Below are 19,484 nucleotides of genomic sequence, written 5' to 3'. Positions count from 1 at the left end.
AACTACAGCTATACGCTGACCGACAATGTCAACCACACGACCGACCTGACGCCGTACGAGAGCTTTGCGATCAAGGTAGCGGACAGCGACGGCAACCCCGCCGATGATGCGACCGCGACGCTGCGCATCGACATCGTCGACGATGTGCCGACGGCGTTGGCGGGCCCGGCGATGACGGTGAACGAAACCGCAGGCGAAACGGCGGGGACCAGCCTGCTTGCCAACGACACGCGGGGCGCTGATGGCGCTTCGGTGACGGGCATATCGTTCGACGGCGTCAATTTTACGCCGATCGCCGCGAGCGGTACGACGACGATCACCAACAGCCAGGGCACTTACAAGTTCCAGGCCGACGGCAGCTGGTCGTTCGACCCGGCGACGAATGCGAGCACGTCGAACCAGAATGCCGGCTTCACCTATGAAATCACCGACGGCGACGGCGACAAATCGACTGCCATACAGACGATCACCTCGCTGAATGTCGATGTGCCGCTGTTGTTGATCGGTTCAGGCGATGGTGACATGACGGGGACCGGTACCGGTCATACCGTCCCGAATCCGCAAGGGCCGAACAATGGCGTGATCAACGGCGGATCGGCCGATGACGTCGCGGTCGGCGACCCCGGCGCAGTGACGATCACGCCGGGACAGCAGGCGAACATCGTCCTCGTGCTCGACAGTTCGGGCAGTATGACGACGCAGATCGCATTCGGCGGCGGTACCATTTCGCGCATGCAGGCGCTGAAAAACGGCGTCAATGCGCTGATCGACAGCCTGTCCCAATCGGGTGCGCAGGATGTCCGTATCACGGTAATCGATTTCGACAGCAGTGGCACCAACCTCGGCACGTTCAACCTGATTGTGAATGGTGTTGTCCAGACAGGTCAGATCACCTCGGCGAAGGCCGCGGTCAATGGCATGACAGCGGCGGGCAGCACCAATTATGAAGACGGCCTGCAGGATGCGTTAAGCTGGATTACCGGCAACAACGGCATTGCCGGCGCAGACGTCAACAAGGTGGTGTTCGTTTCGGACGGGAGTCCGACCCAGTGGAACAATGGCGGTACCGGCTCCGAAGACGCAACCAATGTTCAGAATGCGATGGATCAGATTCTCGGGGCCGACGGAACGAACGAGCCGCAGCAGATATTGGCGACCGGCTATTCGATCGACGCGATTGGAATCAACGTTACCGCGCCGCTGCTGGCCCGGTTGAGCGACGTCGAGGACGGCAACGCTTCGGGCGGGACCGGCAATGCGACCAACGCGACCTCGGCCGAAGAACTCGCAGCGACGCTGTCGGTGCTCGGCGGATCGACCGATCTCGCGGCCGCGGGTAACGACACGATCAACGGTGGCGACGGCGCTGACGTCATCTTCGGCGACGTGCTCTTCACCGACAATCTGGCAACAGCGCTGGGTGTGAACCTGCCGGCCGGTTCGGGCTGGGCCGTGTTCCAGACGCTGGAAAGCCGGGCGAACAATGAAAGCCTCGATCCTGCCGGCAATGGTGCCGACTGGACCCGCGCCGACACGGTCGCTTATATCCGCGCCAACCATCTCGCGCTGGCTCAGGAAAGTGGCCGTACCGGCGGCGTCGACGTCATCAACGGCGGCGGCGGCAACGACATCATCTATGGCCAGGAGGGCAATGACACGATCGACGGCGGTACCGGCGATGATACGATCTCGGGCGGTTCCGGTTCGGACACGCTGATCGGCGGCGCGGGCAACGATACGTTCCTGATCGCAAACGGCGAGTTCGGTGCGACCGAGTCGATCGACGGCGGCGCTGACAACGACACGATCCTGCTGGCCAACGCCACGACGGTCGACTTCTCGACGGGCACGATCACCAACGTCGAAACGCTGACCGGCAGCGCTGGCAACGACATTGTGACGATCTCGGCGCAGCAGCTGGACGCTTTTACCGCGATCAATCTGGGCGGCGGCACGGATGTGCTGAACATCCGGATCATCGGCGCGGTGAATATCACCGCGGCGACGCTGGCGACGCTTACCGGCGTGGAGACCATCAACATATTGGGTTCCGGCAACGCCGACACGCTGACGCTGACCGGCGCGCAGTTGGACAATCTTCTGTCGGCCGGCAGCTCGATCGATCTTGGCGGCGGCACCGACACCTTGTCGCTGACCTCGACCTCGGCCGACCTGAACGCGCTTGGCGATACCAATCTTGTTGGTGTGGAGGCTGTTTCGGCTGCGACTGCAGCAGCCGGGGTGACGATCAATCTCGGCGCTCAGACCGAAGCCTTCGCGATCACGGGTTCCGCGTTCGGCGACACGCTGACGGGTGGCACCGGGGCCGATACGATCGTCGGCGGTGCAGGGAATGATACGATCAACCTGGCCAATGGCCAGTTCGCCAGCGGCGAATCGATCGATGGCGGCGCGGATAGCGACACAATTGTTCTGACCAACGCCACGACGGTCGATTTCTCGACAGGCACGATCACCAATGTCGAAACGCTGACCGGCAGCACGGGTAACGACAATGTGACGATCACCGCGCAGCAATTGGACGACTTGAGCGCTATCGATCTGGGCGGCGGTACGGACGTGCTGAACATCCGGATCAGTGGCGCAGTGAATATCACCGCAGCGACGCTGGCGACACTGACCGGCGTGGAGACGATCAACATATTGGGTTCCGGCAACGCCGACACGCTGACGCTGACCGGCGCGCAGCTGGACAGCATCCTGTCGGCCGGCAGCTCGATCGATCTTGGCGGCGGCACCGACACCTTATCGCTGACGTCGACCTCGGCCGACCTGAACGCGCTCAGTAATGCCAATCTTGTTGGTGTTGAGGCTGTTTCGGCAGCGACTGCAGCAGCCGGGGTGACGATCAATCTCGGCGCTCAGACCGAAGCCTTCGCGATCACGGGTTCCGCGTTCGGCGACACGCTGACGGGTGGTACCGGGGCCGATACGATCGTCGGCGGTGCAGGGAATGATACGATCAACCTGGCCAATGGCCAGTTCGCCAGCGGCGAATCGATCGACGGCGGCGCGGACAGCGATGCAATTGTTCTGACCAACGCCACGACGGTCGATTTCTCGACAGGCACAATCACCAATGTCGAAACGCTGACCGGCAGCACGGGCAACGACAATGTGACGATCACGGCGCAACAATGGGATGACCTCACCACCATCGATCTGGGCGGCGGTACGGACGTGCTGAATATCCGGATCAGCGGCGCGGTGAACATCACCGCGGCGACGCTGGCGACGCTTGCCGGGGTAGAGACGGTCAACCTCCTGGGTTCCGGCAACGCTGACACGCTCACGCTGACCGGCGCGCAGCTTGACAGCCTCTTGTCGGCCGGCAGCTCGATCGATCTTGGCGGCGGCAGCGACACGCTGACGCTGACCTCGACCTCGACCGACCTCAATGGTCTTGCTGACGGCGCGCTGCTGGGTGTCGAAACGGTTTCGGCGGCTGGTGCTGCGGCAGGCGTGACGATCAACCTCGGCGCTCAGACCGAGACGATGACGGTCACCGGTTCGGCGAGCGGTGATGCGATCACCGCAAGCACCGGGACGAACAGCATCGTCAACGCTGGCGCGGGTGCCGACACGGTCACCATCAACGCTGCTGCGCTCACGACGCGCAACTGGGCGGTCGATCTGGGTAGCGATGCTGCGGTGGACAAGATTGTGTTCAACCACAATGGCGTCGGGCTGGGCGACAATACTGTCGCTACCGTCACCAATTTCTCGGTGGCGAACGACCGGATCTCGGTATCGGTCGGTGGGACGAACTTCACCGACGGCGGTTTCCAGAGCATTTCGAGCAACGGCACCAACATCAATGCCGGCGTCGAAGTAATCGAGATCGTGACCGGATCGGCGACGCTTACCGACGATGCGAACGGTGGTGCGATCGAAACGTTGATCCAGTCGGCGACGAATAATTTCCCCGCCAATGGTACCTATACGTTTGTCATCTATTCCAGCACCGGAGCCGGCGCCAATGCTGGCGTTTATTCGGTGACGATCAGCGACAATACCAACCCCGGCAGCAACGGCATGGTGGTCGAGCATATCATGACCATTAACGGGGTCGGCTATGGCAATCTGGATCTCGCCAACTTCGTTGGCGTCGCCGATCCGATCATCCTTGACCTCAACGGCGACGGCTATTCCTTTGGCCCAACCGCGGCGTTCGACATCAATGCGGATGGTTCTGCCGACAATGTGACGTGGAATTCGTCGAACGATGGCATTCTCGCCGTTGACCTCAACGGCAATGGCAAGATCGACAGCGGGACCGAAATCTTCACCCCGAGCTTCGGTGGTGGGGCGTTCGCGAACGGCGTCGCGGCGCTGGCTTCGCTTGACGACAATGGTGACGGCGTCATCGATGCGAAGGATGCAGCCTTTGCCAACCTGCTGGTGTGGCAGGATGCCAATGCCAATGGCGCGAGCGATGCGGGTGAGCTTTCGACCCTCACTGATCAGGGCATTACCTCGATCGCGACGGGCGCGGCGTCGACCGAAGAACTGATCGACGGCCAGGCCGTGACCGCTCACGGCAGCTTCACCCGCGCCGACGGCAGCACGGGCGGCTATATCGAGGTGCAACTCGACGCCCAGCTTGGCGCGCGCGGTACCGACCGTGAGGCCGAAGACGCCCAGCGCTCGGCGGGCAATCAGGCGCTGACTGCGTCCCTGGTCGCTGCATCGCTGGTCGCCATGGCACAAGGCGCGCAGGCTCAGACCGAAACCGAAGAAAAGCCCGTCGCCCACAATCTGCCGACGACCACGCCGGTCGATGATACCGTCGCGCACAGCGCTTCGGTAGCACCGGTTGAAGTGGCGCCGATCGGCGGCATCGAAGATCTGTCGGCCACGAAGGAAGCGGCTCCGGCCAACACCGGCACCTCATCGCATTCCGATGATGCGGGCGCTGCTCCGGCTTCGATCGACGACGCCCAGAGCAACATCGCCAGCGATGGCCAAGGCTCCACCGATACGAATTCATCGGATGCCTTGTTCGACATGGTGTCGGTGCATGCGGACTCGCCGATGGACGGGCTGTTGACGCTTGGCCTCATCGCGGCGGGGCAAGCCCCTGCCGAGGTGGCCGATGCAACAATCAAGGGGGCGGCCGCAGAAGCGGTGCTCGCCGAAGTGCTCAAGGACGGCAGTGTCGACCATCTGATCGATGCGGTTGTCGGTGGTGGAAGCCAGCAGGCGGCGAACGACGACACGCCGAAGGTCGATCTGGCGCAGTTCCTGAACGTGAAGGTTCCGGCTGACATGGGCGCCTTCGCTCACCAGTCGGTCGAGCATGACCTGCATCAGGCGGCGCCGCACGTCTGATCGCATCAAGAGAAAAAGACCAGTGGATCAATAAAGTAGGGGCTAGAGGAGCATGGGACACCAAAAGGCAAAATGGATGGCGGGGGCGGTTGTTGCGCTGGCGTGTGTCCAGCCTGGAAACGTCTTTGCCCAGGCGCTTGCCGACCTTCCGGTCCGCGAGCTGCGCGGTGAAGTGCAAAAACGCTATGACGCGGCGCTCGCGGCCGCGACCGATACATCGGTCGTTGCGGCGAGCAGCAATGTCTATACTTGGGCGTCGGAAACAAAGGTCCAGTGCGGTATCGCGCTTGGCTTTTTGAAGTCGGGTATCAAGGATGGCGAAAGCCTGCGGCGTTGCGATTTCGCCTATGGCATGATGACTCGCCGCCCGACCCCGACGCCGGATGTGCCGATTGCGCCGCCGCTACCGCCTGCCGACAATTGTCCGCCAGAGGTGGCATCGACCTTCTTCTTCGACTGGAATTCGACCGTTGCGCCGGCCGATGCCGGCCAGTCGGTCACTTTCATGGCCGACAACCGCGCCCGCTGCGGCTGGACCGCATTCACCGTGGTCGGGCACACCGACCGGTCGGGCTCCGACGCCTATAATGACAAGCTGTCCGTCGCGCGTGCGCGGGTGATCGCCGACATGATGGGCGCTGCGGGAATCCCGGCCGACACGATCGCCGTGTCGGGACGCGGCGAGAAGGATCTTCGGGTCGAAACATTGGATGGTGAACGAACGCCAGCGAACCGGCGTGTCGAAGTCAGAGTGAATGGAATGGGGGAACGTTGATGAAACCGCAACTCAAGGGGACCGGCCTTGCCTCGGCCATCGCCATATCCCTTTTCGCAAGCTCGGCTTTTGCCGAGCCCGTCTCCATGCAGAACGCCATGGCGGTCGCGATTGATTCCAATCCGCAGATCAACCAGGCCGAAATGAACAAGCAGGCGATCGAGTTCGAACTCGAGCAGGCGAAGGGCCTGTATATGCCAAGGGTCACGCTCGAAATGTCGGCAGGGATCAGGCGGCTCGAAAATGCGACCCGCCGTAGTCTGGGCATCGCGAACGACGAGCTTTACCCACTCGAAGCGTCGATTCGCGCCGAACAGACGCTGATCGATTTCGGTCGTCGGCGTGGCGAAAAGCTGCGCCAGGCTGCGCGGGTCGATGGTGCGGCGTTGCGCGTCCTCGAACGGTCCGAATTCATTGCCCTGCAAACCGCCCGGCAATATCTCGATGTCCTGTTGCAACAGCGGGTCGTCGCGGCGGCCGAAGACAATTTGACCTTCCACAACAGCCTGGTGTCGGACTTGTCGAGCGGTGTGACCGCTGGCTCGATCAGCGTCGCCGATTTGCAACAGTCCCAGGAGCGCGCCAAGGCGGCAAGCGTCCGTGTGACGGAAGCCCGGGAAGCGCTGGCAAACGCGAAAATCGAACTGCTCGCGCTGAGCGGGTTGGAAGTTGATGAAGTGCAAATGCCGCCGGCGATGACGGAAAAACTTCCGGCCAGCCTGAGCGAAGCCGTCGGGCTGACCCGGACGAAGCATCCGAAGGTGCTGGAGGCGCAGGCTGATGTCGATGCGTCCAATGCCGATGCGGCGAAAGCGAAGGGCGATTTTTTTCCGACGGTCGGGCTCGAACTGACCGGCCGGGTCGGTGACGATATCGACGCTTTCCGCGGCGAGACCAACGACCTTCAGGGGCGTGTTGTCATGCGCTGGGATATTTTCGATGGCGGGATCAACCGCGCGAAATATCAGGAGATGGTCCGCAGGGCGAGCGAAAGCCGGTTCCGCCTGCATGAAACCGAGCGCGATGCCGAAGCCGACACGCGTCGCGCATGGAATAGCCGCGAAACTCAGACTGCGGTATTCCGCGACCTGGTCGATCAAAGCAAGGCAACCGATGACCTGCTGGTCTCCTATCGCCAGCAATTTTCGGTAGGTCGTCGCTCGCTGCTCGATGTGCTCGATGCGCAGAATACGCGCTTCAACGTCCAGGTGCGGGCGGAAACGGCGCGTTTCTCGGAGCTGTTCGCAACCTATCAGGTGTTGGCTTCGACCAACAGCTTTCTCGAGGCGTTCAACCTGACCGCCCCGGAATCGCGCCGCGTCTATGCGCGTGAGAAGGTCAACTATGGTCCGCCGGCTCCGGCGGAACTACAGCGCCGCCGCTATCCTCAATAATTTGTTCACAGGTTTGATTCTAAAAAGAAAACATCAAGATGACACGGAATCAATCCTCAGTGGCGCGTATAGGCAAGGAGAGTATGGACGATCCATTGATCGCCTGTATTCTCTTTGTCGCGCAACATTTCGGCCAGAATTTTCAGCGCGGGGCGCTGTCGGCACTGGCCCGTGACGAGAGGGGCTTTTTGCCCTTCCATCAAGCCGAAGCGGCGCTGGACCTGTGCTTCATCAACAATGAACGGCTGCGCGCGCGCAAGATAAGAAATATGGCGCGCGACCTGCCGGTGATTATCCGCCAGAAGGAAAAACGCTGTGCGGTCCTGCTCGAGATGCAGGGTGATCAATATCTGGTCTGGGAACCGGGTTCCGACGCGCCAGTCTGGGCCGACGAGGACGCGCTAGAAGAAAGTTATGCGGGGCAGGCTATCGCCGTTACCGCCGATCCCACCGCGATCCGCACCGAAGAGCGGCCGTGGGACGAAACCGCAAAGCGCCACTGGTTTTGGAGCGAAATCCGGCGGATACGCCGCTCTTTCTATCCGGTTCTCGGCGCAGCGCTGATGATCAACCTGCTCGGTTTCGCCCTGCCGTTGTTCACGATGAACGTTTATGATCGCGTGATCCCCAACAAGGCGGTTTCCAGCCTTTGGGTTCTTGCGGTGGGGGCGTTGCTCGCCTTTGCTGTCGAATTTGCACTGCGCCTCGCGCGCGCGACGCTGCTTGATGACCTGGGCCGCGAACTCGATGTCAAATTGTCGGAAAAAATCTTCTCGAAGGTGCTGAACATGCCGCTCGCGGATCGCCGCGGCAGCACCGGAATGCTCGCGCGGCGGGTGTCCGAATTTGAATCCGTTCGCGATTTCTTCGCCTCGACCACGATCGTTCTTCTGGTCGATGTTGTCTTCCTCTTCCTGTTCCTCATCATGATTTCGGTTCTCGCGGGATGGTTGGCGCTGATTCCGCTGTCGATCATCGTGGTGATGGGGGTCGCCGGTTACTTCCTGCAACGGCAGATGGTGCAGGCCTCGCTCGACAATCAGGCCGATTCCAGCATCCAGCATTCGATGCTGGTCGAAGCGATCGGGGGAACCGAAACGATCAAGAGTTGCGCGGCCGAAGGACAGATTCTGGGCCAGTGGCGCCGGATGGTCGACACAAGCGCACGGACGCAGGCCAGTATGCGCCGGACGGGCGCCGCCGCGATCAATCTTGCGACATGGGCACAGCAGTTTTCGAGCCTCGCCCTCGTGGTGGGTGGTTTCTATTTGTTCGATTCCGGCAAGATTTCGATGGGCGCGATCATCGCCATCGTCATGCTGGCGGGGCGTTCGATGGCACCGATCGGGCAACTCGCCTTCCTGATGACGCGCGGGCGTCAGGCATGGACGACGATGGCCAGCATCCAGCAGATGATCGAGGCCGACGACGAACGCCGCATGGGCAGCAGCACGCTGAACCTGACGATCGATAAGGGGCATACCGTCGTCGAGGGCGTGTCTTTCACTTACCCCGGCGCATCGGCGCCGTCGCTGACGGACATCAATCTGACGATCGATGCCGGGGAGAGGATCGCGATTGTCGGCCGGGTCGCATCGGGGAAGTCGACGCTGGGGCGACTGTTGTGCGGGCTCTACGCGCCGGAAACCGGCAATATCTTCATCGACGGCCTCGACAGCCGCCAATATTCGCCCATCTATTTGCGCTCGCAATTTCGCTTCGTCGGGCAGGATGCGGTCCTGTTCAGCGGTTCGATCAAGCAGAATATGCAATATTGCGCGCCGTCGGCGTCTGACGCCGATCTGATGGCCACGCTGCAGTCGATCGGTGCCGACCGGTTTATGGGCCGGGACGAGACCGGCCTCGACCGTGGCACTGGCGAACGCGGTAGCCAGCTGTCGGGCGGCCAGCGTGGTTTTCTCGCTATCGCACGCGCGCTCGCATCACCCTCGCGCCTGCTGTTTCTTGACGAGCCGACGGGTGCGATGGACACGCAAAGCGAGCGGCTCTTCATCTCCGCACTCAAGGATGCCGTGCCGGCGTCGCAGACGGTGATTATCGCTACTCATCGCGAAGCGATTTTGCAGATGTGCGATCGCATCATCGTCATCGATGGCGGACGGATCATGGCGGATGGCCCGCGCGCTGAAATCCTGGCGCGGTCGACGACCAAGGAACCTGCGTCATGAGAGTCGAACTCAACATCGCAGACGACCGCGCCACTGTGACTGAAGCGCCGTGGGTGGACCCGGACGTACTACCGCCGCGGTCTTCGAAGAAATTGATGCTGGTTTTGCTCGCCCTTGCACTCGCGGCGGCGATGCTCCTTTTCGCCTCGACCAATGACAGGCTTGCGCGCGTTTTCGAAAATCTGGTCGCCAGCTGGTCCGCCGATCCGTCCGTGAAGGCCAAGGCCGCCAAACAAAAGGCGATCGCGAAGCTCATCACCGAAACCGAGACGGATTCGGTTGTTCCGACGGCCGAGGGCGCCGATGCCGTCGCCGGCAATGCCTTGCTCCCGATTTCGACCCTGCCGGTCGAAGCGGCACGCCCGTTCATCATGCCGATGCTCTCGCAGGTTCAGGCGACCAATGCGCAACTCTGCCTGACGCAGGCCATCTATTATGAAGCCGCGACCGAACCCGATGCCGGCAAGGCCGCCGTTGCGCAGGTGATCCTTAACCGGATGCGGCACCCGGCCTATCCCAACACTGTTTGCGGCGTGATCTATCAGGGCAGTTCGCGCCCCGGCTGTCAGTTCAGCTTCGCTTGCGACGGCGCGATGAGCCGCCCGCCGGTGCCGGCGCTTTGGCGCCGCGCCGCAGCGATCGCTCGCGCCGCGCTGAGCGGCCATGTCGAAACGAGCGTCGGCATGGCGACGCATTATCACGCCAATTATGTCCTGCCACGCTGGGCGCCCAAACTGACCAAGATCGAACAGATTGGCGCGCATATCTTCTATCGCTGGCCGGGTTCGTGGGGGAAGCCCCGGGCATTTTCGGATGCTTATGCAGGTGCGGAATGGATTCCGGCGTTCAGTCAGCTCTATCATGGCGGCGCGGCGACCGAAGGCTTGCCGGGCGACATCGTTCCGATCGATGCGATCGCCCCGGTTCGCGACCCGACGGACCGCCGCACCGACACCGACGTTGGCGGACGTGTCGATGTGACCAAGGGTTGGGTTCCCAATATTCCCGATCCGACGCAGAGCAAATCGCGGTTCGACAGCTTGACGACCCAGCAGGGGACGCCGACCGTATCCGAGCCCCAGAGTGACAAATAGAGGCGCGTTTTCATGTTGAAATTCTGGCAGCGCTTGCGCGGCAGCGAACAGATTATGGTGGCAGCCGCCGCCGGTTTTGTCCTGTTCCTGCTGTGGGCGAGCATCGCCCGCGTCGACGAGGTGACGCGCGGGCAGGGGCGCGTGATCCCGTCGTCCAAGGTCCAGATCATCCAGTCCGCCGAACCGTCGACGATCCGCGAAATCCTCGTCCGGTCGGGCCAGACGGTGAAAAAGGGGCAGCTACTCGTTCGACTCGACAATACATCGTCGCAGTCCGAACTCGGCCAGCTCGAAACCGAGAATGAGCGACTGGGTCAGCGCGCCGCGCGTCTCGCCAGCGAAGGCGGCGGCGGGGCCGGATGCACCGGCGAGAGCTGCGGCGACGAAATGCGGCTTGCTCAAGTGCGCCGATCTTCGCTGCAAAGCCAGCTCGCCGCGCTGTCCGCCGGGGTCGAGCAGCGCCGCCGTGACATGGGCGAAGCACAGGCGACCGCCTCCTCGCTCGAAAGCAGCCTGCGTCTCGCACGCCAGCAGGTCGATATGCTCGCGCCGCTCGCGGCAAAGGGCGTCGTGCCGCAAACCGAGCTGCTTTCCGCGCAGCGCGAGGTTGTTGATATTCAGGGCCGGCTCGCCGCTGCCCGGCAGGCGATTTCGCGATCGCAGGCTGCGGTACGCGAAGCGGGCGCCGAAGTGTCGCGCGCACGGTTCGACTTCCAGCAGGAAGCGCTGAATGAGCGCAGTCAGCTGACGACCAAGATGGCGGTCAACCAGGAAACAATCCGCGGCGCCGAAGGCCGGCTCGCGCGATCCGAAATTCGCTCGCCGACACGCGGTGTCATCAACGACCTGCTCGTCAACACCGTCGGCGGATATGTGAACGCGGGCGAGAAGATCATGCAGGTCGTGCCGCTGGGCGACAAATTGCTGATCGAAACGCGCGTGACGCCGCGCGATATTGCCTTCATCAAGGTCGGTGACCCCGCCAACGTCAAAGTCACCGCCTATGATTTCTCCATCTATGGCGGGCTGAAGGGTCGGGTTGTCCGCGTCTCGGCCGACAGCATTTATGACGAGGTCGAACGGCAGGCCTATTTCACCGTCGTGGTCGAGACGAGCAATGCCTATCTGACGTCAAACGGCCGGCGCCTGCCGATCACGCCGGGGATGATGTGTGATGTTGAAATCGTGACCGGAAAAAAATCCGTGCTCAGCTATTTGCTGAAGCCGGTCTTGAAGGTCAGCGGTTCGGCATTGACCGAACGCTGATCGTTCAGCGCTAGCGCGACGCCTTTCCCCGATGCCGGTAGCGAAGCCAGGTTCGGCGACGGCTGCGATCCGCGATAGGCATGCACCCAGCGCCGATTTTCGCTGAACGACAGGACCGGACGCACCGAATTGGGGTTGCTACCGTCATAAACGCGGTCGGTCATATTATCGAGAACGACCTTCCCCTCCGCCGTTTGCACGAGCAGGAAGGCGTGATCGGCGTTGGCCGCGAGATCGCGTAGCAGGACGAGCTTCATCCGGTCAGGGTTGACGCCGGCGGCGCGCAGCAACTGCATTTTCAGGATCGCATAATCCTCGCAGTCGCCGCTGCCCCGCGCGATCGTCTGTTCGGCGGTCGCCCAGAAATCGCTCTGACGATAATTGCGGTCGTCGTTGACATAGGTGATCTGCTGATTGACCCATTGATTGACGCGCGCCAACAGGTCGCGTTCGCTGAGGTTTGATGTCGCATTGGCGCGGCGCAACTGCGTCTGCATCAGCCCTGCGGGCGCAGCGCGGCGAACCCGATCCCAGCGATCGTCAAAGCGGGTCCGCTTGACCGGAATCGCCCGGGTGCCCAGTTCGGCATCCGGATCATAAGCGCCGCCGCTGTCCGGGACATTGTCGAAGATCGACGGCGGATTGCCGTTCGGGAACAAACCTTCCGATGAACAATTACCGGCGCCGCGCGGTGTGAGTGCGACCGGCGCGCGGCTTGCGGGCTCCAGCGTCATGCGGACCGGGAAATTGCCCAGGCCGGCGGTGACGGGCACGGGCATGCGGCGCGATGCCGGTTCGGTGGCGGGGCTATCCTGCTGGGTCTCGCGAATGCGGTCCAGCGCGCTGGGAGCGCCACCCAGAATGATGCGCGACACATCGGGCCGGGTCCATGCCGCGGTGCTGGATACGGCCGTGCATGGGGCCTCGGACTCTGCGTCGAACGCCGCTGGCGACGCCTGTGCGGCCGACGGCACGAGTAGCGCGGCGACAAGTGCTATCGAGACGGGAAACCATCGCGATTGGCCAGCGGCAAGATGGGCGTTTTTTCTCATGCTGCCGAATCTGCCGCGGCGGGATGAGGATTCGTTTCATGACGATAGTAAACATCGCCTTCAGCATGTTAACATATTGGAAACAGGCGGCTGAAAATCGTCTGGCGGCGCCATCATCATGTTGGAGGCCCAGCCTTTGACCGCCCGGCTCGCCCAAGCGGGACAGTTTTAGGCAGCTCACATCATGGTTTGCGACATGTTTCGCCACTGGTCGCGGGTGAGTTCCCAATAGAGCGACAGTCGCGTCGATCCGTCGGCCCGGACGCTTTGTCGTTCGCCTCGGGGCACGAAGCCGGCGGCTTCGATCACGCGCGCCGATCGGACATTGTCGCTGGCGGCGGTGAGGCCGATCAGCCGAACCCCCAGATGTTCGAACATCCATCCAAAGCTGCGCGCGGCGCCCACCTTCCCACGGCCCTGACCTTGCGCATCGGCGCGTTGCGCGCCGGCGAGTTCGGCCGCCGAACGTTCGGGCCAGATGGTGAAATAGGAATAGCCCGCTACGGCGTCCTGGTCATCGACTGTCACCGCCAACAACGCTTCGCCGCGTGCCTGCTTGTCGCGTGCATCCGAAATCCAGCCTGCGATCACATCATGGGTGAACGGCCGGCGCAGGTCATAAATGGGGTCGGAGACTGCGGGGTCGGACAGCAGGGTGATCAGCCCCGCAATATGTTCGGGGCCGGCGATGCGATGCATCGGGCTGAGGAGCGAAAGGTCGGCGTTGCGAACGGCGGCGATTATCGCCGCCGTCTCCTCTGCGGTCACATCGAGCCGTGTCGTTGGGGGTGCGCTCATTTAACCAACATTCCGTTTCTCCCTGAAACTCCCGTCGATGGCGACCGATTTAGCGTACCGGCGCCCGTTCTCGCAGCACCAGCGTCTGCGTCGCAACGCCGATCGGGCCGTGCTTATCGTACAGGCGCGACAATGCGGTGCCGACGCCGCCGCCATGCGCCTGGGTTTCGGACAACAGTCCGATCCATTCGCCCTCAGCCGGGCGATGCAGGTGCAGGTTGAGGTCGGCATTGGCAAAGAGATAGCGCTCCGCTGACAGCACCCAGCTGACGCCGCTTCCGAAATCGGCGGCGGCAACTGCGCGCATCGCCGGCGATGTGGGCTGGCCCTGAATCAGCGGAGCCTTGAGACGGAACCAAACGGCAGCGGACCCCGGCCGGGAGGTGTCGCCCTGCGCGACGCGATGCTCCATCGCGGTGTGATAAAAGGAGGTGCTCTTCGCCATGCCCGGGATAAAAAGCGGCTCGTGGCAGTCGGCGGGCGGCGGCAGCAATTGAGCGGGTGACCAGCCGGGCAGTTCCGGCGGCAGCGCAAAGGGCTGGCCGCGCACAAGCAACGCATGGGCGCGGGCCACCAGCATATCTTCCGCCATCAAATCGATCGTGATGCGCATCGTGGAGCGCCCGGCGTGGATGTCCTGGCGGACCGCGAGCGGTGCGACTGGCACTGGCTTGATCAGCTCGATGCTCAGGCGCGACAACTGCCATTCGGGGCCGGGAACGGCGGCCTCGGCAAGGTGCGCGAAGAGCGCGCCGGGCGCACCGCCATGCTGCGCACGCGGGTCCCACGGGCCGCTCGACAGGATGCTGGGGTGCCACACGTCATCTTGTTGGACAAACACCGCAGCGGGCAGGACAGATGCTTCGGGCGATGAACTCTGGGGCAATGCTGTTCCTTGCAGGAAAAAAAGTCGACGTCGGCTCCCGCAAGGGGCGGGGGAGGCCATAGCTCAATGCCAATTTTCGACCAAAGGTCCAGTATCTCGAACAGGATGATCGCACTTCCGGCCCACTTTTCCGAATTCATCCATTTGAGTGATGTGGGCATCCGGCCGCGGTCTTAGGGAGGGGGCAATGCAAAACAGGAAATGGAGTGGATCGCCCATGCAACGCAATTTGGACCTGCGATATGTCGTCATCGGGGCTGGCATGTCGGGCATATTGGCCGCGATCAGCCTGCGCGAAAAGGGCTGTCGCAACGTCACGCTGCTCGAAAAGGCAAAGACCGTCGGCGGCACATGGCGCGAGAACCGTTATCCGGGGCTCAACTGCGACGTTCCTGCGCACGCCTATACTTACAGCTTTGCGCCCAATGCCGAATGGAGCAGCTATCTCGCCCCCGGGCCGGAGATTCAGGATTACTTCGAAAAGGTGACCGCCGATTACCGGCTGCACGAAATCGCGCACTTCGGGCAGGAGGTCGACAGCTGCACCTATGAAGGCGGCGTCTGGCAGATCACGACCAAGGCGGGGATGAATTGCGAGGCCGATGTCGTCATTACCGCGACCGGCGTGCTCCACCATCCGCGTATGCCCGATATTGAGGGGCTCGACAGCTTTGCCGGGACCATCGCGCACAGCGCGCGCTGGGACGAGGCGACCCCGCTTGACGGGCGACGCATCGGCGTCGTCGGCAATGGCTCGACGGGGGTGCAACTGGTCTCCGCACTCGGCGGCCGTGCGGGCGCGCTCAGCCATTTCCAGCGCTCGCCGCAATGGATCATGCCGGTGCTCAACGAGCCTTATGACGAGGCGCAGCGCGAAGCCTTTCGCCGCGACCCGGCGTTGATCGATGCGATCCGTTATGACGAAGAATATCTCGCCAATGTGCTGCGTTTCACCGAAGGCATCATCCGGCCCGATTCAGACGAAATGCAGTTCATCGAAGCGATGGTACTGGGCTATCTCGAACAGGGAGTCGTCGATCCGGTCCTGCGCGAGAAGCTCCGTCCCGACTACCGCGCGGCGTGCAAGCGGCTGATCTTCTCGCCCGACTATTATCAGGTGGTCCAGCAGCACGACGTCGACATCGTCATAGAGGGGATCGACCGGATTGAGGCCGAGGGTATCCGCACCATGGATGGCGTGCTGCACGAACTAGACCTCATCATCCTCGCCACGGGTTTCCACAGCGACCGCTTCATTCGTCCGGCGGTCGTCACCGGGCGCGACGGGGTTGCGCTCGACGATGTCTGGCGCAAGCATGCGACCGCTTACAACGCGATCTCGCTGCCTGATTTCCCGAACTTTTTTTTCCTCAATGGCCCAACCGGACCCGTCGGCAACTTCTCGCTGATAGACGTCGCCGAACGCCAATGGGGCTATATCGAGCAGTTGCTCGACAAGGTAGCGACGGGCGAATGCGCCGGGATTTCGGTGAGCGGCGACGCGATGGCGCGCTATGAAATGGCTCGCATCGCGGCCGCCAAGGGGACGATCTTCGCCTCAGGCTGTTCGAGCTGGTATCTGGGCAAGGACGGCGTGCCGATGACCTGGCCGTGGAGCTATGGCCGCTTTGCCGAAGTGATGGCGGCGCCCGATTTCGGCGACTTCGACATGGTGAAGGCCGAGGTCGCCGCTTGAGGGCGCGCGGCGACGCCCCTTATTGGCGCTGCGATGAGATGTTGCCGCCGTCGACGACGATTTCGGCGGCGGTGATATAGCTGGCTTCGTTGGACAGCAGGAAGCGAACGACACGCCCGACCTCGTCGGCCGCGCCCAGCCGTTCAAGCAAAATACGGCGTTCGAACCAGCCCTCGGGCAGATTGTCGACGGCGGGCTTCGTCATTGCGGTCAGGATCTGGCCCGGCGAGACCGCGTTGATGCGGATATTGTCGCGCGCCAGTCGATCGGCGAGCGAGCGCACGAGCGACAGCATCCCGCCCTTTGCGGCGCTGTAGATCGGGTTGATCGCATTGCCGAGCGTCGCATTGATCGACGCAATCGCGACGACGGCGGAACCGGGGTTGGCCGCGAAATCATCGTAAAGCTGCTGCGTCAGGAGGGCGAGTGGGCGCAGGTGCGTGTTGATCCCGGCGTCCCAGCTTTCCGCCGTAATCCCTTCAAGCGAGCCCATGTCGACAATGCCCGCAGCGTGGACGAGGCCGCCGATCGGGCCAAGCGTCGCGCGGCTCGTTGTGATCGCGGCAGGATAGGTGGCAAGATCGGAAAGGTCGACCCCGACCGCCAGCGCTTTCACGCCGAACCGCTCGGCGATCGCGCTGGCCTGCGCTTCGGCTTTCGCGGTATCGATATCCCAAAGCGCGACGCTGCGCCCAACCGCCGCCAGCGCCTGCGCCGAGGCGAGCCCGATTCCCGATGCGCCGCCGGTGACGATCACAGCGGTCGCGGGAGTGCCGAGCGAGGGGGATAGATTGTCGGTCATGCTAATATTCTCCGGGACAGGAAAGGACGGTTCGCCATACGGGCTTCCTCGACGATGCTCGGCGTTGCTTTCATCGAGCTCATGCATATTTCGATTTTTTATGGACTTTCATTATCAATATCGTATCAATTTGAAAAAATAAATACGCAAACACGCAATGTGAAGGGGAATAGCGAATTCCGCAATAACCATCCGGCGTGTTTTGCACCGCGTCCTTTTCCGCATCCCTGGAGAGATATCCTATGCCCAGCCATGACGAAATGGTCCGTGTCGTCGAACGCTATGTCGAGGCGTTCGACAAGAATGACGTCGCGATGGCGGCCGATCTCTATGCCACCGATGCGACGGTCGAAGATCCGATCGGCACTCCGATTCACCGCGGTCGCGATGCGATCCATGCTTTTTATTCGGCATCGATGCAGGCGAATGCCAAGCTTCGCCTCGACGGGCCCGTGCGCACCGGCGGCGACTATGCGGCCTTTGCTTTCACGGTCCTTGTCGATTTTGGCGGGCCCAAGGAGATCGCGGTGATCGACACCTTTAAATTCGACGCCGAGGGTAAGGTTACCGAGATGCGGGCTTATTGGAATCCAGCCAATATGCGCGATGCCGCAGCGATGTGACGCGGCGTTGACAGCGCCGCGGCGATGCGGTCTGTGCTTCGCGAGAGAAGCCTGAGGCGAATTGGGGAGAAAAGGCGTTGCGAACCGCGACCAGGGCCGGGAAGCGAACGCGCGGCAAGGCAGCAAATGCCGATCAGGGCGAAGACCTGCCGACGCTCGATGAAGTTGATGAGCAGATCATTGCCGAACTGCGCAAGAACGGCCGGATCGCCAACCGCGACATCGCGCGCGAGATGGGCCTCAATGAAGCGACGGTGCGGACGCGGCTGCGCCGGCTTGAGGATGCGCGGATGGTGCGCGTCGTTGCGATGCGCGACCTGTCGGCGATGGGTTTTGGCTATCTGGCCCCCGTCGGGGTTCAGGTGAAGGGCCGTCCCGCTGGCGATGTCGGCGCGGAGATCGCCGAGCTGGAGCGCGTCATCACCGTCAATGTCGCGATTGGCACCCATGATCTGGAAATCCAGGTCGTCGCCGAAACGCTGGAAGAGATGCAGCATCTTTTGACCGGCGTGATCGCCAAGATCCACGGGGTCGAACGCATCTTTCCGAGCCTCGCGCTCAAAGTCCTCAAATATAATCCCGAATGGGCCCCGCTATGACTGGCAAGATCAACCTCGACGAGCTCGATCACAAGATCATCGAGCGGCTGGGCCACGATGCGCGGGTTTCGAACCGGGAGATCGGCCGAGAATTCGACCTGACCGAAGGGACGATCCGGTCGCGGCTGAAGCGCCTGCTCGACAACAAGGTCATCCGCGTCGCGGCGGTGACCAACGCCAATCGGCTCCGGAATCCGATCCTCGCCTATCTGTGGGTCGAGGCCGATACTGCGGCGGACATCGAAAATGTCGCCGAAAGCCTCGCGCGCTTACCCGAAATCGGCTTTGTCGCCACCACGCTGGGACGCGCCGATGTGCTGGCGATGACGCTGGTGGAAAATGGCAATCAGTTGACCGATTTTCTCCATCAGACGATCGACAAGATTCCCGGGGTCCGGCGGGTCAATTACAGCCTGGGGCAGAATTTCATCAAGCACGACTATCGCTGGTGCGCGCTGATCGATTGAACGGGGCCCGGTCGGGCCGCCCTATCCGGCGACCCAATCGGCTTTGATTCCGTCTTCCGCCAATTTGCCATCGACGACCGCGCGCGGCTCGGAACGGGTGTAGCAGATCCTCCAACCCTCGGCGGTGTGGCGATAGCGGTCGTGATAGAAGCTCGCGAGCAGGCGAAAGCTCCGCTCGCGCGGGTCATAGGTCGCAAAGCCGAGGTTCCACCGCGCCGTCGCGTCGTCGCCGTCGACTTCGATCTCGCCATTATGCCCCTGGTGGACGTCCGTGATCGGCGTGCTCACCGCCATTTGCGTGAATATGCCGATCAACCCGTCGACGTCGAATTCGCCGATCGGCGGGAAATCGATCACCGCGTCCGCGGTGAAGCAGGCGCGGATCGCGGCGACATCCTTGGCGTCGCAGGCGTTCAGATAGCGCGCCTTCAGGCGGCGGATGTCGCTTTCGGCTTCCAGCCGCGCGATGCGGGTTTCGATGTCGGCCATCG

The 19,484-nt window shown here is 62.4% G+C and carries 15 protein-coding genes; 10 read left to right on the top strand and 5 right to left on the bottom strand.

Going from position 1 to position 19,484, the window contains the following annotated elements:
• The 6 genes from AC1RRJ_RS19785 to AC1RRJ_RS19760 all read left to right on the top strand — a co-directional run.
• Positions 1-5,352: beta strand repeat-containing protein (locus AC1RRJ_RS19785; protein ID WP_493125902.1), on the top strand; the 5,352-nt coding region annotated here is incomplete at its 5' end.
• A gap of 76 nt (positions 5,353-5,428) precedes the next feature.
• On the top strand, positions 5,429-6,127 hold the full coding sequence (locus AC1RRJ_RS19780; protein ID WP_493125900.1) for an OmpA family protein: 699 nt from the start codon (positions 5,429-5,431) through the stop codon (positions 6,125-6,127).
• Positions 6,128-6,213: 86 nt separating this feature from the next.
• The gene (locus AC1RRJ_RS19775) at positions 6,214-7,521 is read left to right on the top strand and encodes a TolC family protein (protein ID WP_493125898.1); all 1,308 of its coding nucleotides are present in this window, start codon (positions 6,214-6,216) and stop codon (positions 7,519-7,521) included.
• Between the two features lie 83 nt (positions 7,522-7,604).
• Complete coding sequence (locus AC1RRJ_RS19770; protein ID WP_493125896.1) at positions 7,605-9,710, top strand: type I secretion system permease/ATPase; 2,106 nt, start codon at positions 7,605-7,607, stop codon at positions 9,708-9,710.
• Positions 9,707-10,804: a cell wall hydrolase gene (locus AC1RRJ_RS19765; RefSeq protein WP_493125894.1), complete on the top strand. Its 1,098-nt coding sequence runs from the start codon at positions 9,707-9,709 to the stop codon at positions 10,802-10,804. The genes AC1RRJ_RS19770 and AC1RRJ_RS19765 overlap by 4 nt, the downstream gene beginning before the upstream one ends.
• A gap of 12 nt (positions 10,805-10,816) precedes the next feature.
• On the top strand, positions 10,817-12,070 hold the full coding sequence (locus AC1RRJ_RS19760) for an HlyD family type I secretion periplasmic adaptor subunit (protein WP_493125892.1): 1,254 nt from the start codon (positions 10,817-10,819) through the stop codon (positions 12,068-12,070).
• Here AC1RRJ_RS19760 and AC1RRJ_RS19755 read toward each other — a convergent pair.
• The 3 genes from AC1RRJ_RS19755 to AC1RRJ_RS19745 form a co-directional block, all read right to left on the bottom strand.
• Positions 12,016-13,122 carry a transglutaminase-like cysteine peptidase gene (locus AC1RRJ_RS19755; RefSeq protein ID WP_493125890.1) on the bottom strand — a complete coding sequence of 369 codons (1,107 nt, stop codon included), beginning with the start codon at positions 13,120-13,122 and terminating at the stop codon, positions 12,016-12,018. The genes AC1RRJ_RS19760 and AC1RRJ_RS19755 overlap by 55 nt on opposite strands.
• Positions 13,123-13,299: 177 nt before the next feature.
• Positions 13,300-13,920: a GNAT family N-acetyltransferase gene (locus tag AC1RRJ_RS19750; RefSeq protein WP_493125888.1), complete on the bottom strand. Its 621-nt coding sequence runs from the start codon at positions 13,918-13,920 to the stop codon at positions 13,300-13,302.
• Positions 13,921-13,969: 49 nt separating this feature from the next.
• On the bottom strand, positions 13,970-14,806 hold the full coding sequence (locus AC1RRJ_RS19745) for a thioesterase family protein (protein ID WP_493125886.1): 837 nt from the start codon (positions 14,804-14,806) through the stop codon (positions 13,970-13,972).
• Between the two features lie 217 nt (positions 14,807-15,023).
• On the opposite strand from AC1RRJ_RS19745, the gene AC1RRJ_RS19740 reads away from it, so the two are divergent.
• Positions 15,024-16,502 (top strand): flavin-containing monooxygenase, encoded by a 1,479-nt coding sequence (locus AC1RRJ_RS19740; RefSeq protein ID WP_493125884.1) that lies wholly within the window; start codon positions 15,024-15,026, stop codon positions 16,500-16,502.
• Between the two features lie 19 nt (positions 16,503-16,521).
• Here AC1RRJ_RS19740 and AC1RRJ_RS19735 read toward each other — a convergent pair whose 3' ends face one another.
• On the bottom strand, positions 16,522-17,304 hold the full coding sequence (locus tag AC1RRJ_RS19735; protein ID WP_493125882.1) for an SDR family NAD(P)-dependent oxidoreductase: 783 nt from the start codon (positions 17,302-17,304) through the stop codon (positions 16,522-16,524).
• A gap of 242 nt (positions 17,305-17,546) precedes the next feature.
• Between AC1RRJ_RS19735 and AC1RRJ_RS19730 the strand changes: the two genes are divergently transcribed.
• The 3 genes from AC1RRJ_RS19730 to AC1RRJ_RS19720 all read left to right on the top strand — a co-directional run bounded on the left by AC1RRJ_RS19730 (position 17,547) and on the right by AC1RRJ_RS19720 (position 18,993).
• A complete protein-coding gene (locus AC1RRJ_RS19730) occupies positions 17,547-17,927 on the top strand; it encodes a nuclear transport factor 2 family protein (RefSeq protein WP_493125880.1) in 381 nt (126 codons plus the stop codon).
• A gap of 77 nt (positions 17,928-18,004) precedes the next feature.
• Positions 18,005-18,526, top strand: coding sequence for an Lrp/AsnC family transcriptional regulator (locus tag AC1RRJ_RS19725; RefSeq protein ID WP_493125878.1), 522 nt, complete (start codon positions 18,005-18,007; stop codon positions 18,524-18,526).
• A complete protein-coding gene (locus tag AC1RRJ_RS19720; protein ID WP_088473923.1) occupies positions 18,523-18,993 on the top strand; it encodes an Lrp/AsnC family transcriptional regulator in 471 nt (156 codons plus the stop codon). Before AC1RRJ_RS19725 ends, AC1RRJ_RS19720 begins: the two co-directional genes overlap by 4 nt.
• A 21-nt stretch (positions 18,994-19,014) precedes the next feature.
• Here AC1RRJ_RS19720 and AC1RRJ_RS19715 read toward each other — a convergent pair whose 3' ends face one another.
• Positions 19,015-19,482 carry a nuclear transport factor 2 family protein gene (locus AC1RRJ_RS19715; RefSeq protein WP_493125875.1) on the bottom strand — a complete coding sequence of 156 codons (468 nt, stop codon included), beginning with the start codon at positions 19,480-19,482 and terminating at the stop codon, positions 19,015-19,017.
• Positions 19,483-19,484: the final 2 nt, after the last annotated feature.

This window comes from Sphingopyxis sp. GW821-FHT12C06 (assembly GCF_058807415.1).
Note: the sequence above shows the minus strand (reverse complement) of the source record. Positions and strands in the feature narration are given on the sequence as shown.

Excerpts from the sequence above, each read along its gene's own strand:
- AC1RRJ_RS19780 (WP_493125900.1), top strand. The coding sequence starts at position 5,429 with ATGGCGGGGGCGGTTGTTGCGCTGGCGTGTGTCCAGCCTGGAAACGTC.
- AC1RRJ_RS19775 (WP_493125898.1), top strand. The coding sequence starts at position 6,214 with ATGCAGAACGCCATGGCGGTCGCGATTGATTCCAATCCGCAGATCAAC.
- AC1RRJ_RS19770 (WP_493125896.1), top strand. The coding sequence starts at position 7,605 with ATGGACGATCCATTGATCGCCTGTATTCTCTTTGTCGCGCAACATTTC.
- AC1RRJ_RS19765 (WP_493125894.1), top strand. The coding sequence starts at position 9,707 with ATGAGAGTCGAACTCAACATCGCAGACGACCGCGCCACTGTGACTGAA.
- AC1RRJ_RS19760 (WP_493125892.1), top strand. The coding sequence starts at position 10,817 with ATGTTGAAATTCTGGCAGCGCTTGCGCGGCAGCGAACAGATTATGGTG.
- AC1RRJ_RS19755 (WP_493125890.1), bottom strand. The coding sequence starts at position 13,122 with ATGAGAAAAAACGCCCATCTTGCCGCTGGCCAATCGCGATGGTTTCCC.
- AC1RRJ_RS19750 (WP_493125888.1), bottom strand. The coding sequence starts at position 13,920 with ATGAGCGCACCCCCAACGACACGGCTCGATGTGACCGCAGAGGAGACG.
- AC1RRJ_RS19740 (WP_493125884.1), top strand. The coding sequence starts at position 15,024 with ATGCAACGCAATTTGGACCTGCGATATGTCGTCATCGGGGCTGGCATG.
- AC1RRJ_RS19735 (WP_493125882.1), bottom strand. The coding sequence starts at position 17,304 with ATGACCGACAATCTATCCCCCTCGCTCGGCACTCCCGCGACCGCTGTG.
- AC1RRJ_RS19730 (WP_493125880.1), top strand. The coding sequence starts at position 17,547 with ATGCCCAGCCATGACGAAATGGTCCGTGTCGTCGAACGCTATGTCGAG.
- AC1RRJ_RS19720 (WP_088473923.1), top strand. The coding sequence starts at position 18,523 with ATGACTGGCAAGATCAACCTCGACGAGCTCGATCACAAGATCATCGAG.
- AC1RRJ_RS19715 (WP_493125875.1), bottom strand. The coding sequence starts at position 19,482 with ATGGCCGACATCGAAACCCGCATCGCGCGGCTGGAAGCCGAAAGCGAC.